This window comes from Clostridium saccharobutylicum DSM 13864, from assembly GCF_000473995.1.
Classification (GTDB): Bacteria; Bacillota; Clostridia; order Clostridiales; family Clostridiaceae; genus Clostridium; species Clostridium saccharobutylicum.
The window spans coordinates 2,130,089-2,142,797 of record NC_022571.1; the positions used below are offsets into that span (position 1 = coordinate 2,130,089).

General features: G+C 28.7%; 12 protein-coding genes and 1 pseudogene. 12 read left to right on the top strand and 1 reads right to left on the bottom strand.

Features of this window, described 5'->3' with window-relative positions; translation table 11 throughout:
• Window positions 1-499 precede the first annotated feature (499 nt).
• The 9 genes from CLSA_RS09215 (at window position 500) to CLSA_RS09245 (ending at window position 8,294) form a co-directional block, all read left to right on the top strand.
• Window positions 500-886, top strand: coding sequence for a hypothetical protein (locus CLSA_RS09215; protein ID WP_022745727.1), 387 nt, complete (start codon window positions 500-502; stop codon window positions 884-886).
• 343 nt (window positions 887-1,229) lie between these two features.
• Window positions 1,230-3,029 carry a glycosyl hydrolase family 28 protein gene (locus CLSA_RS09220; RefSeq protein WP_022745732.1) on the top strand — a complete coding sequence of 600 codons (1,800 nt, stop codon included), beginning with the start codon at window positions 1,230-1,232 and terminating at the stop codon, window positions 3,027-3,029.
• A gap of 70 nt (window positions 3,030-3,099) precedes the next feature.
• Complete coding sequence (locus CLSA_RS24270; RefSeq protein ID WP_022745735.1) at window positions 3,100-3,225, top strand: hypothetical protein; 126 nt, start codon at window positions 3,100-3,102, stop codon at window positions 3,223-3,225.
• Between the two features lie 223 nt (window positions 3,226-3,448).
• Window positions 3,449-3,613 carry a hypothetical protein gene (locus CLSA_RS23095; protein WP_022745739.1) on the top strand — a complete coding sequence of 55 codons (165 nt, stop codon included), beginning with the start codon at window positions 3,449-3,451 and terminating at the stop codon, window positions 3,611-3,613.
• 535 nt (window positions 3,614-4,148) lie between these two features.
• Entirely contained in the window at window positions 4,149-4,343 is a 195-nt protein-coding gene (locus tag CLSA_RS23865; RefSeq protein WP_022745744.1) for a PocR ligand-binding domain-containing protein, read from the top strand.
• Between the two features lie 10 nt (window positions 4,344-4,353).
• Window positions 4,354-5,706, top strand: a complete 1,353-nt coding sequence (locus CLSA_RS09230) for an ATP-binding protein (RefSeq protein WP_022745748.1) — start codon at window positions 4,354-4,356, stop codon at window positions 5,704-5,706.
• A gap of 162 nt (window positions 5,707-5,868) precedes the next feature.
• Entirely contained in the window at window positions 5,869-6,288 is a 420-nt protein-coding gene (locus tag CLSA_RS09235; protein WP_022745752.1) for a GNAT family N-acetyltransferase, read from the top strand.
• A gap of 30 nt (window positions 6,289-6,318) precedes the next feature.
• On the top strand, window positions 6,319-7,269 hold the full coding sequence (locus tag CLSA_RS09240; RefSeq protein WP_022745756.1) for a hypothetical protein: 951 nt from the start codon (window positions 6,319-6,321) through the stop codon (window positions 7,267-7,269).
• A 2-nt stretch (window positions 7,270-7,271) separates the two neighbouring features.
• Window positions 7,272-8,294, top strand: a complete 1,023-nt coding sequence (locus CLSA_RS09245) for a radical SAM/SPASM domain-containing protein (RefSeq protein WP_022745759.1) — start codon at window positions 7,272-7,274, stop codon at window positions 8,292-8,294.
• Window positions 8,295-8,472: 178 nt separating this feature from the next.
• On the opposite strand, the pseudogene CLSA_RS22825 reads toward CLSA_RS09245, so the two are convergent.
• Window positions 8,473-8,625 (bottom strand): annotated as a pseudogene (locus CLSA_RS22825) (transposase); the annotation flags it as partial.
• A gap of 434 nt (window positions 8,626-9,059) precedes the next feature.
• Here CLSA_RS22825 and CLSA_RS09250 point away from each other — a divergent pair.
• From CLSA_RS09250 to CLSA_RS09260, 3 genes are all read left to right on the top strand, one after another.
• Complete coding sequence (locus tag CLSA_RS09250; RefSeq protein WP_022745766.1) at window positions 9,060-9,842, top strand: electron transfer flavoprotein subunit beta/FixA family protein; 783 nt, start codon at window positions 9,060-9,062, stop codon at window positions 9,840-9,842.
• A 20-nt stretch (window positions 9,843-9,862) separates the two neighbouring features.
• Complete coding sequence (locus CLSA_RS09255) at window positions 9,863-10,801, top strand: electron transfer flavoprotein subunit alpha/FixB family protein (RefSeq protein ID WP_022745770.1); 939 nt, start codon at window positions 9,863-9,865, stop codon at window positions 10,799-10,801.
• A gap of 313 nt (window positions 10,802-11,114) precedes the next feature.
• Window positions 11,115-12,647 (top strand): L-lactate permease, encoded by a 1,533-nt coding sequence (locus CLSA_RS09260; protein ID WP_022745774.1) that lies wholly within the window; start codon window positions 11,115-11,117, stop codon window positions 12,645-12,647.
• Window positions 12,648-12,709: the final 62 nt, after the last annotated feature.

The following is a 12,709-nucleotide window of genomic DNA, read 5'->3' on the forward strand; positions in this document are numbered from 1 at the left end:
CAACAATGTTGAAGTAATTATTATTAGGAATTGAGCTATACGTGAAAAAGGAGAGCGAAAAGCGTTTAAATATTGTGTAAATAAGCACTATTTATAATTTGATAATAGTTGATTAAATAAATCAGTCCACTAAACGGTAAACAAGATAAGTGTTAAGATACTTGCACAAGACTGTAGATTTGAGTCTGACTAAGAATTTATCTACGGTCTGATTTCCTAATAGATCAACTTTGGGGGAATGCGAATAAAATAATCATCATCATTTACGCCATATGGTATAATTAGTGAAACTGGTAGGCTTTGCGTATAGTAAAAAATGAATTGCAAAATAAAATATAAGTATTTATTAAAATATCATATTGGATACTTAAAACTGAACAATTATTTTAGTGGTTTATTAAATTAATAAAAAATACACCTAAAATATATGAAATTTGAGTTTAAAAATATGAAGTAAATTTTGTATATAAAAATAAAAGATAATGAGGGGTAGATCGTAATGAAAAAAGATAAAACACTACAATGTTATGAACCAAAAGAATTTGAAAAAACGGAGTTATTTAAAAACTATAGTGAGTTTTGCCAAAATGCAATACATAAAATAAATGAAGAACTAATAAGATTTTGCAATGAAAAAGCAGTTGAATTCAAAATTTATAAAAGAAATGGAACAGATGAAAAAATAACTTTTAAATTAGAAGAAAGAGATCCTGTAATACTAACAATTGCACCAAAGAAAAAAGAACAGCATGCTAATTGTTTAATTAAGCGTAAAAAGATCCTTGGCAAGGAAACATTTGAAAAGAAAATTGAGTGTATTGATGATTTATTGGAAGTGCTTGAAGTTATTAAAGAATTAAATGAGAAAATATTAACAAATTATTAAAATGTATAAAATATAAATATTAAAGCCTAGTACTATCTATTATAAGGTTAGCTATAATAGAATGGACTAGGTTACTACAATTATAGGTGCAAAGGTATTCCTAAAAAACTAAGTATACTCTTTGTATAAGGAGGATTTGTTATGTAGGGATAAAATCCTTTTGGTATTATATGCTGGTCAGATGTTGTTTGTACTGATAATGTAAATGCTTTTAATACCGAATTTTGTATATTTAGATATAAAAATATTTAAAAAATTTAAATGTTATGCTAATATTTATGTAAATTAAAAATCTATCAAATAATTCTGATTAATCAAAATTTTAGAAGAATGGGTGATAAAAGTGATTAAATTTAAAGAAAAAACAAAAGTGCTTATAGCTGCTGCAACTGTATTAATGTGCACATATAATTTAAATACATATGATGCAAATGCAGCTTCTACAAGTTCATCAACAATTTCCTCAATAGCTGCATCGGCAGTAGCAGATTCTACTACAACATCTAATACGCTTCAAGTATCAGTGATTGCACACGATAACAATACTATTTCATTAGCATGGCAGAAACCAGCAAATTATAGTAATATTACAGATTATAAAGTATATATGAATGGAAGTCTTATAGGTAGTGCCAATGATAATAACAATTCTCAAGCGAAGAAGTTTATAGATAATTTCTATAAGGATTCTAGCAATAGCTCTGCTGTAAAAATAAATATGCATAATTATGTGGCAACAGGACTTACTTCTAATACTAGTTATAGCTTTGTAATTAAAGGTGTAGATAGTAAAGGTAATGTGCTAACGCAAAGTGATGGAATAACCCAAAGTACAGATGCAGATCCAAAAGTTTTTGATGTAACTAAATATGGTGCAGTTGGAGATGGAACTACTATTGATACAAAAGCAATTCAAGCTGCTATAGATGCATGTACTACAGGTGGAGAAGTATTGATACCAGCTGGCAAGATTTTTAAAACTGGTGCTATTTGGTTAAGGGATAATATGATTTTAAGGGTAGATGGAGAAATACTTGGTTCAGAAAACGCAAAAGACTATTCAAGTGCTGAACATCCAGTGGCAAGTGGTAGTAAGAATAATGCTCTTATTAATGCAACTGGTACTAGCTCAGTTCAAAGTTTAAAGATAGTTGGAACAGGTACAATAGATGGAAATGGATGGAAGCAAAGTTCTTCACAAAATGGACTTCCAATTTCAGCAAAGAGTTCTATATCAACAGTTACACAAAATGGAATTCTTGCAGCAAATGAATACAAGGCTGGTGTACAGGCTGGTCTTAGCAGTACAGCAGCTTATGCTACAAGATCTAATTTAATTTCATTAAATAAAGTTAATAATGTATATATAGGGGATGGGCTTTCGCTGCAAAATCCTTCATTCCATACTATAGGAACAGGTAATGGCAGTAATGTAGTTATAAATGGTGCTTTAGTTAGAACTTTTGATTGTAATAATGCAGATGGATTAAATTTTAGTTCTCAAGGATTAATTGTTATGAACAGTGTTTTTGATACTGGAGATGATGATATAAACTTTGCAGCAGGAAGAGGCTTAGCAGATGAAAAGAATCGTTCAGAAGTAAAAAACATATGGATATTTAACAACTACTTTGCACATGGTCATGGTGCTGTAGTTGCTGGAAGTTATACAGCAGCAGGAATAGACGATATATTAGCAGAAGATAATGTTTTAAATGGTACAGGTTCTGGTCTTCGTTGTAAATCAGCTAAAGGAGTAGGTGGTGGAGCACAAGATATAACTTTCCGTGATTCTGCTCTTAAAAATATCACTGATGGACAAGGACAACCGTTTATATTTACATCCGCATATAGTGATTCGGGTTCAGTAGGTTCATTTACAGCAGCTCCAGATTCACCTGTATTTAAGCATATTTTTGTTAATAATTGCAGTGTTAATGGATCAAAGAGTAATGGAATATTAGTGGCTGGATTATCTGATGGAATTCATAGTGATATACATTTTTCGAATATAGCATTTACAGGTACTTTAGGTGCTAGTATAGATTATATGAGTAATAGTTCATTTAAAAATGTGACTTTTGATAAGAAAACTTCAAATCCATGGACAATTACTCATTCTACAAATGTTACAACTAACTAAGATATATTAAAAAATCGGTAATTAAATTAAAAAATCACGTAAATGGGATGCATCTTCAATTGGAAGTTTTATGAGATGGATAGGACCAACAAGTTCAGTATTTGATATTACAACTTACATTCTTATGTACTTTGTAATATGCCAAGCAGTTTGTGGCGGATCATATGGTGCACCAGGTGTAGATAATGTATTATAACAAAGAGTATCTGCAATGAATTTGTGGATACTTTTTATTTTGCTTATATTTAAGAATATTTTATAAGTAGAAATACTTAGTCTGCTTTTATTTTTTAACTATTTAGCTGATGTTAAGTAGAGGAAGTTATAATAAAAATTGTTAAGGATATGAGTAAATTGTGAAAGAGTAGCATAACTTAGATTTTAACTTAAAATTAAATTAACGAGGAGATGATGATAAAATGTTAAAATTTGGTATTGTTTTAATAGCTTCAATAATAATTATTTTTATGATAGGATTTGTAATTGCACTTTGCAAATTACAAACTAGATGTGAAGGAATGGAAGAAAGAGTATTTGCAAAAGATGCAATAAAACACATTGAAAAAATAAAGATAGCAGGATGAATTAATATATGATTTTTGTAATTCTAGAAGTAAAAGCAATTAAAAAGATCAAAAGTATTTTGTTCATTCATTATTAAATTTAGTATTGTCTTAGGTATATAACATGTCAGGAGTGAAAAAATGAATAATAAGCAGGTTTGTAATAAAAATCAGTTTTGCATTTTATGGTAAAAATAAACAACCTATAAATACCTATTAAAAGAATAAAATACTATTATTTTTTATTCTTTTAATAGGTATTTATTAATATAAACAAATAGAATTAAAGCTCCAAATAACAGTTCTTTAATTTCAATAAGTATATTTTTCAAATAACAAAAAACTAATCTTTAAAAATTTGATACCAATTTAGTAAAATATTATATATTAGTATAATAGTTACCATTATGTTATAATTTATATAAATTTAGTTGAACAAGAAATGTAAACTATCAATAAGGTAATAATCTTTTTATATAATATGCAAGAGTTGGCAAAATACATAATATATTAAAGTGAATTTATAAGCTTGTATTTTGGGGGGAGATTTATAAAAATGTTTAGTTTTAAAGAACTAATTAATGTTGATTCTTTGAAAAAAATTGCTGAAAATATTTATGAAATTGCAGGAGTACATATGGCAATTGCTGACGCAGAGGGAACTGTTCAAATTATTGTTGGGGACAGAGATATATGCACTAATTATCATAGGATGAATCAAACCACTTGTAATCGATATAGAATGTTTTAAGGCACAAGCATTGGAATTTGGTTTTGATGAAAAAGGATATTTGGATGCACGAAGCAGAGTACCCATTTTATCTAAATGTAAAGTTAAGCATATAATAGAATATTATAAAGGTATTATTATGATGCTGGTTGAAAGTGGACTAAGACAATTAGAATGTAAAAACTCTCAAAAAAAACTTGAAAAAAGTCAAAATTATTTGGATACAATTTTAAATTCAGTAAATGATGCTATATTAATTTATGATATTTATGGAAATATATTAGATGTAAATAAAGCCACTATTTCCATGCTTGGATATTGTCGAAATGAATTGGTAAATATGAATGCGGATGATATAATTCCCCAAAATTCATATGATTTTAATTTTAATAAAGAAAATACATTGAAGAAGATTGAAAAATTAAATCCACTTATTTTAGAAGGGGTTTTTATAACAAAAAACGGTAAGGAATGTTGGGTTGAAGGTAATGTTAGAATTATAAATATAGATGGGGAGAAAAGAATTATATCAGTTGCACGTGATATTACAGAAAGAAAACAAAATGAATTAAGATTGTATAATGAAGCTCTTGAATTAGAAAAATTAAAAACACAGTTTTTTGCTAATATCTCTCATGAACTAAAAACTCCATTAAACATAATATTAGGTACAAATAAAATTATTGACATTAATGTTCAAGAAGAAAATATTGATAGAGTAAAAATTAATAATAATATTAATATAGAGAGAAACAATTGCTTTAGATTACTAAGGTTAATTAATAATCTTATTGATGCCACTAAGTTAGATTCAGGAGAGCTGGAACTTAATATGGTTAATTATAATATTATTAATATAATAGAGGAAATCACTTTGTCAGTTTCTAACTATTTAAATAGTAAAAAATTAAATTTTACTTTTGATACTGAAATAGAAGAGAAGATTATAGCTTGCGATTTAGATAAAATTGAAAGAATAATGCTTAATATTTTTTCGAATGCGGTAAAGTTTACAGGTAGTCAGGGAAATATATTTGATGGTGAAGAATTTATTATTATTTCAGTTGAAGATAACGGTATAGGAATATCAGAGGATAAGGTGGATGTAATATTTGATAAGTTTAGGCAGGTAGATAAATCTTTTACGAGGAATTGTGAAGGCAGTGGAATAGGATTATCAATTGTAAAAGCATTGGTAGAAATGCAAGGTGGTAAAATCTCAGTACAAAGTAAATGTGGAGTTGGAACGAAGTTTTGCATAAAGCTTCCTGTAAAACTAATACACGATAATGACCATGAAGAAAATATTGAATTATTTGATAACAGGTTGAATAATTATATAGAAAAAATAAAAATTGAATTTTCAGATATATATACGTTATAATTGAGTTTTTCTCATTAGTGAAGAAAATTTAAAAGATGGAGATTTTTTAATAGTAGGATATTATTATAAGTATTACTAATATAATACATAAAAATTTGGCTTTAGATATTATTTGAAAAATAATTATTTTGATTAATGAGATAGATAGGAGATTTTAAAATTATGATTATAGAAAAATTAAAGATAGAGGATCTCTCACAGGTATTAGAACTACATAGTACTCTTATTCCCTTTGAAATTTCAGTTGATAAATCACTTGAAACATATAAAGAAATGTTGACAAATGAAAATTATTATTTAGTAGTTGTTAAAGAAGATAACGAGGTTATTGGTTGTGCAATCGGTATATGCTGCAAATGCTTGGCAGTATCTTTTTTAGTAATTGAAGATGTAGTTGTTAAAGAAGGATTAAGAGGAAAAGGCATAGGGCGAAAGTTAATGGAATCACTTGATGAGTTTGCTAAAACAAAAGAATGTGCTTATGCAATTCTTGTATCATCTGATTATAGAAAAAATGCACACAAATTTTATGAAAATAGTGGCTTCACAGATAGTGTACGAGGTTTTAGAAAAGTTTATTAATCATGAGTATAAGTTATTAGGAGAGTATAAATGAATTTATTATTGAGTAAGGGGTTTCTGCCATTTATAAATGGTAAATATTTTTTAATATTATATATATTATATTCAGGGATAATAATTTTTAAAGTTACTAAAATATTAAGTGGTAGTGACACAGAAAAATATGCAGGCAAAAGACTTTCAGATGATGAGTATTATGTTTTAACTAATAAGTATAATCTCAAAAACATGTTTTATTATATAACCTATAAATTATATGTTAAAGGGATTTTATTAAGGAATGGAAAACAAAGGATGTTCTCATCGAATGAAAATGTTACAATGAGATTAACTAATATTGAAAGTCAAGTGTATTGTGTATATTTGAAAAAATTTTCGCCAAAAAAGTTTAAAAGAAAAATGGTTGATGAAATTGTATTTAAGGATTTTTATAATAGTAATTATAATGAGTTACTAGAACAGAGATTTATAAGAAATATCAAGGATAAAATCAAAAACTTTTTAATTTTAATTATAATGATGTTTGTGATATTTATACCAGGAATTTTGAGACTTTTTGGAGGAATAGAGAATGGAAGACCAGTAGAATCCTTAATAATTGAAATTCTCATATTATTTGCTGTTACAATATATCTGTTTATTAAGTATATGAAAAGACTTACTAATAAAGGTGTTATCTCAAAGGATTTATATGAAAATGAAAACAAATGTAAAGTATGTGGAACGAGCAATTTGATGGAAAACGGTGAGTGTAAGCAAAGTACTATTCAGGATTTTTTGATCGGAAGTTCCTGGATATATTTCTTAGGATTGAGTAATTGGAAGGTAAGTACAAATAAACATAATATTAATAACAATAATAACAATGATAACAATGATAACAATGATTCTGGAAGCTCCTGCTCATCTTGTTCTTCATGTTCTTCTTGCTCATCATGTTCATCCTGCTCATCTTGTGGTGGATGTGGAGGTGGAGACTAATTTTGAAGAAATTAATTTTACAGTGGCACATTACTAATAGATGTAATAAAAGATGCAGACATTGTTATCAGGAAAATTATAATGGAACAGAATTTTCTATAAATGAATTGATTGAATTTGGTAATCAATATATAAAGTTGCTACTTGAATATAATAAATTTAATAATCAAAATTTAAAAGGTCAAATAAACATAACTGGTGGAGAGCCATTTATAAGAGAGGATATTTGGCAGTTACTAGATTTTTTTAAACAAAACAATAAATATTTTGACTTTGGAATTCTTACTAATGGATCATTATTAAATGACGAAAATGTTAAAAAATTAAAATCATATAACCCTAAAATGATACAAGTAAGCCTAGATGGAAACAAAAAAACTCATGACATAATACGAGGAAAAAACTCATATGATGAGGTGATTAATTCATTAAAATTGCTTAAAAAATATAAAATTAAATCATTAGTTTCGTTTACTGCTAATAATGAAAATTATAGAGAATTTAGATCTGTAGTAAGAACAGCTAAAAAATACAAATCATACAAGGTATGGACAGATAGGATGGTTCCAGTTGGTGCTAAAAGTAACGGAGATATTAAGACATTAAATAAAGAATCGGTAATTAATTATATAGATATGATACGAATTGAGCAGAAAAATTTTTTGAATAAGTTTTACAAAACAAAAATATCAGGAGAAAGAAGTCTTCAGTTTTTAAATGGAGTAAGCAATAGTTATAGATGTAGTGTTGGAGATGGATTAATAGTACTTCTTGAAAATGGTAATGTAATGCCGTGTAGAAGATTGCCAATTGTAGCAGGAAATATATTAGATTCTTCCTTGAGTGATATATATTTTAATTCAAAAGTTTTCAATGATTTAAGAAATTACAAAGAGGTACCAATAGGCTGTGAAAAATGCAGTTTCTTGGACACTTGTAATGGGGGAGCTAAGTGTATATCATATGGAATATATGGAGATTACAAACATGGAGATTATGGTTGTATGTTAAATTCTGAAACTTAATCAAACTAAAATTAAATTTTAATTAAGACGCTATGACAATAAATTTTGTTATAATTGTAGTATTATGGGAAATTTAACCTATACACCATTACGAAACCAGAGAATGTAGAAGAACTTGTGTAAATTGAATATTTGATATGTTATATAACTGGAAATTTTATTTCCAGTTATATTTTTATCTTTTTTTAACCTCATCTGTTGCTAAATACAATGATTGTTGTAATGAATCATCAGTTAGAAATACAGTTCTAATCTTAGTGAATTTTCTTAGCTGTCTATTAAAACCTTCAAATGTATTTGTAGTATAAATCATCTTTCTAATTTTTTTACTACTTTCTTCTTTTTTATTACAAATAATTTTTTCAATAGATTTTCTGATTTAGATTTGTATGTAGTTATTGAAAATTATGTAATCATCGAATAATAGAGTTTGTGAATTAGAATTTTATAAATAATTATCCCTTAATTTCGGTTAAGCACCATATAATTTTAAATCGCAATTTGTTTTTTATAAAAGAATATAATCACAACTTAAAATATATGCAATTAAAAAAATTTATTTGAATTGTTGAAATATTTTGAATTATATGTTAAAATTTAACTTGTAAATTGGTAAGACCAATAAATGTACTTTGTGTAGAAACTAAATCAAAATAATAGTTATGAAATATTATTTTTTAACTATTAATATACACAATGGGTCTATCCCTAAAATAATTTAATAATATATATAATAATAACGTAAAGGTAAAGGAGAGGGAGATTATGCAGATTCTGTTATGTGTAAAACAGGTTCCAGATGATTCTATTGAAATACATTTGGACAAGGAGAAAAAACCTAATTTAAATGGAGTCAGTTTGGTAGCAAATGCATTTGATACATATGCATTGGAGTTAGCAGTTCGTTTCATGGAAGCTCATGGAGGAAATGTCAGTGTATTAACGGTTGGAGCAGATGAGTCTTTAAATACATTAAAAAATTGTCTTGCTGTAGGAGCTAACGAAGCATTTTTTGTAAAAGATGATTTATATGCAGATTTAGACGCTATTGGAACAGCACATGTTTTGGTCGACGCTATTCATAAAATTGAAACAGATAAAGGTGAAAAATTTGATTTAATTCTTTGTGGAAAGGAATCTACAGATGAAATTACTGGTCAAGTAGGAGCTATGCTTGCTGAAAAATTAGGTACAGGCTATGTCAGCAGTGCAATTGAAATCGATTTAAAAGATGATGTTATGGAAGTTCATCAAGAAACTGATGAAGGATATAATGTAGTTTCTATAAAATCCCCAGCTGTAGTAACAGTAAGTAAACCAGATTATGATCCACGTTATCCTACCATTAAAAGTAAGATGAAAAGCCGTAAGGCAGTAATTCCAACTTATTCTGCAGCAGAAATTGGAGAGGTAAAACAAGCAAAAGTACGCTTAGTTGAATATGTTGAACCTCCTAAGAAAGAGGCTGGTATCAAGATTAAAGAAAAAGATGCTACTTTAGCAGTAAGTGCTGCTATGGAGCAAATGAAAAAAGATAAAGCAATCTAATTAAGGGGGAAAACGAAAGTATGAAAGCATTATTGTTTATTGAAACAGATAAAGAAAAAGTATTAGGCGGAAGTCTTGAACTTATTAGTGCACTAAAATCATTAGATGCAGAAGGAACAGCTCTTATAGTAGGTAACAGGACTGCTGCAGATACAGTAGCAGCTTTAGGAATACCAGTTATTTTTACAGATGCAGCTACAGACTGTGATACTTTGACAGAAGTATTATCACAAACTGTTAAAGAAGAAAATCCAGATATCGTTTTATTAGCAAATACAGTATTATCTAAAAATCTTGCACCACGTATTGCAGGACGTATGTCTTTAGGATGTGTAAGTGACGTAATAGGAGTTACTAAAACTGATGGTAAAGTTATGTATACTAGACCAGCTTATGGCGGTACAGTTTTAGAACACATTGAAGTAGAAGGCACAGCAGTAGTTACAATTAGAAATGGAAGTTTTCCAAAGCCAGAATCTGCTTCAAATGCAAGCGTTACAGAGAAAAAAATAGAAATTCCAGAAGAGGTTATTAAAGCAAAAATTATTGATACAGTAAAAGAAATTTCTGAATCTGTTAATTTAGAAGAAGCACAAGTAATTGTTTCTGGTGGACGTGGAATGGGAAATGCAGAAAATTTCAAACTTGTTGAAGAATTAGCAGATGTGCTTGGTGGTGTAGTTGGTGGGACAAGACCTGCTATTGAAGAGGGATGGATTTCTCGTGCACACCAAGTTGGACAATCAGGAAAGGTTGTAGCACCAAAGCTTTATATCGCATGTGGTATTTCTGGAGCAACACAACATACATCTGGAATGTCAGGTTCCAATTATATTGTGGCAATTAATAAAGATGAAGATGCTCCAATTTTTGAAATTGCCAATGTAGGCATTGTTGGAAATGTAAGTGATATCCTTCCAGCTATGATAGAAGAAATGAAGAAAGCAAAAGCAGAATAAAATTTGTATAGGTGCTTCTAATATATCAAAGTGGCTGTTGCACTAAAAACTAGTGCGACAACTTAAGCCACATTAAAAAAGTAAATCTCAATTCATAAAATAATGAAATTAATCATAAAATTTTATGCTTGGAGAACTATTGAAACAAAATAAGTTACTAAGAAACATATTTTGTAAAAAGTGCATTATAATGAAATGCATAAAAGCAGTATTTAATTAACAAAATGAAAGTTATATAATCACAGTATAAATAGCATTACCAATAGTTGGAAAAGTGATGTCATTCTAAAAATTAAATAAGGGGGACAAAGGAATGCTTTTTCTTAAATTTTTAATGGCTATATTACCAATTCTTTGGCTTATAATTGCACTCAGTGGATTAAAAATGTCGGGTTATAAAGCCTGTTCCATTGCACTTATTCTTACAATGGTTTTAGCTATTTTTTTCTGGAAATTAAATGTGGTTTATACTGTGACGGGGATATTGGAAGGAATACTTAACGCATTGTGGCCGATTTGTTTAGTTATTATTGCAGCTTTGTTTACGTATAATTTGATTTTACGTACAGGAGCAATGGATTCCATAAAAAAAATGTTGGCTGGAGTCTCTAGTGATAAAAGAGTTTTAATATTAATTATTGGATGGGGATTCGGTAGTTTCATGGAAGGGATGGCGGGATTTGGTACGGCAGTTGCTATTCCAGCATCCATGCTAGCGGGTGTTGGATTAAATCCATTTGCAGCAGTATTAGCATGTTTGGTTGCTAATACTACACCAACTGCATTTGGATCAGTTGGAATACCTATAGTAACTCTTTCAGCAGTAACTGGAATTGGAGCTAACACATTAGCAGTAAATACAGTAATAATTGAAGGAATTCTTTGTTTTATCAGTCCATTTATTATGGTATGCATTATAGGTGGTGGAATCAAGGCTTTAAAGGGAGCATTTGCTGTTACATTAATTTCAGCATTATCATTTACAGTACCTGCTTATATTACAGCAATGGTACTTGGAGGAGAATTACCTGATATAGTAGGTTCTATTTGTTGTATGATATGTACAATTATTGGAGCAAAAATTTTTAATAAAAAACCTCAACCAGAGTATTGCATTGAAGTTAAGCATAAACAAGAAGAAACTTTATCATTTGGCAAAGCAGTACAAGCATGGTGTCCATTTATTTTAATATTCTTTATGTTAATGTTTACATCGACATTGTGCCCACCAATCCATAATTTAATTTCAGGATTTAAAACTAGTGTATGTGTATATGCTGGTCAAGGTGGAAATATATTGACTTTTAGCTGGATTAATACACCAGGTATTATTATTTTTGTTGCTGCAATCATTGGAGGCCTTATTCAAGGTGCCAAAATATCACTTATGTTTGATGTATTACTTGACACATTAAAAGCAAACTGGAAAACAATTGTTACAATTTGTGCAGTTATGTCAACAGCAAAGGTAATGAGTTATAGTGGAATGATTTCAGATATTGCAAGTCTTTTAGTTGTAGTAACAGGAGGAGCATATCCATTAATTTCTCCATTAATTGGAGCTATTGGAGCATTTGTTACAGGCTCTGGTACATCAACAAGTGTTTTATTCGGAGGATTACAAGTACAAACAGCAGAGAAGCTTGGACTTTCTGGAGCATGGATGGCAGCTGCAAATGTTTTTGGAGCTGGTATTGGAAAGATGATTTGTCCTCAAAGTATTGCAATTGGTGCAAGTGCAATTAATAAATCAGGTTCAGAAAGTAAAATTTTAAGAAGTGCATTTAAATATTTTGTATGCTATGTAGTTATTGCTGGCATCATATGCTTTTTAGGAACATTGTAGATTAAGACACAATTAAAAAATAATAGGCTGGTATATTTTGGTTATTGTTTTTTGATTGTGAT

What these genes read in the sequence shown, in the direction of transcription:
- CLSA_RS23865 (WP_022745744.1), top strand. Translation starts at nt 4,149, where the DNA reads ATGTTTAGTTTTAAAGAACTAATTAATGTTGATTCTTTGAAAAAAATT.
- CLSA_RS09260 (WP_022745774.1), top strand. Translation starts at nt 11,115, where the DNA reads ATGCTTTTTCTTAAATTTTTAATGGCTATATTACCAATTCTTTGGCTT.
- CLSA_RS09250 (WP_022745766.1), top strand. Translation starts at nt 9,060, where the DNA reads ATGCAGATTCTGTTATGTGTAAAACAGGTTCCAGATGATTCTATTGAA.
- CLSA_RS24270 (WP_022745735.1), top strand. Translation starts at nt 3,100, where the DNA reads ATGAGATGGATAGGACCAACAAGTTCAGTATTTGATATTACAACTTAC.
- CLSA_RS09255 (WP_022745770.1), top strand. Translation starts at nt 9,863, where the DNA reads ATGAAAGCATTATTGTTTATTGAAACAGATAAAGAAAAAGTATTAGGC.
- CLSA_RS23095 (WP_022745739.1), top strand. Translation starts at nt 3,449, where the DNA reads ATGTTAAAATTTGGTATTGTTTTAATAGCTTCAATAATAATTATTTTT.
- CLSA_RS09235 (WP_022745752.1), top strand. Translation starts at nt 5,869, where the DNA reads ATGATTATAGAAAAATTAAAGATAGAGGATCTCTCACAGGTATTAGAA.
- CLSA_RS09240 (WP_022745756.1), top strand. Translation starts at nt 6,319, where the DNA reads ATGAATTTATTATTGAGTAAGGGGTTTCTGCCATTTATAAATGGTAAA.
- CLSA_RS09215 (WP_022745727.1), top strand. Translation starts at nt 500, where the DNA reads ATGAAAAAAGATAAAACACTACAATGTTATGAACCAAAAGAATTTGAA.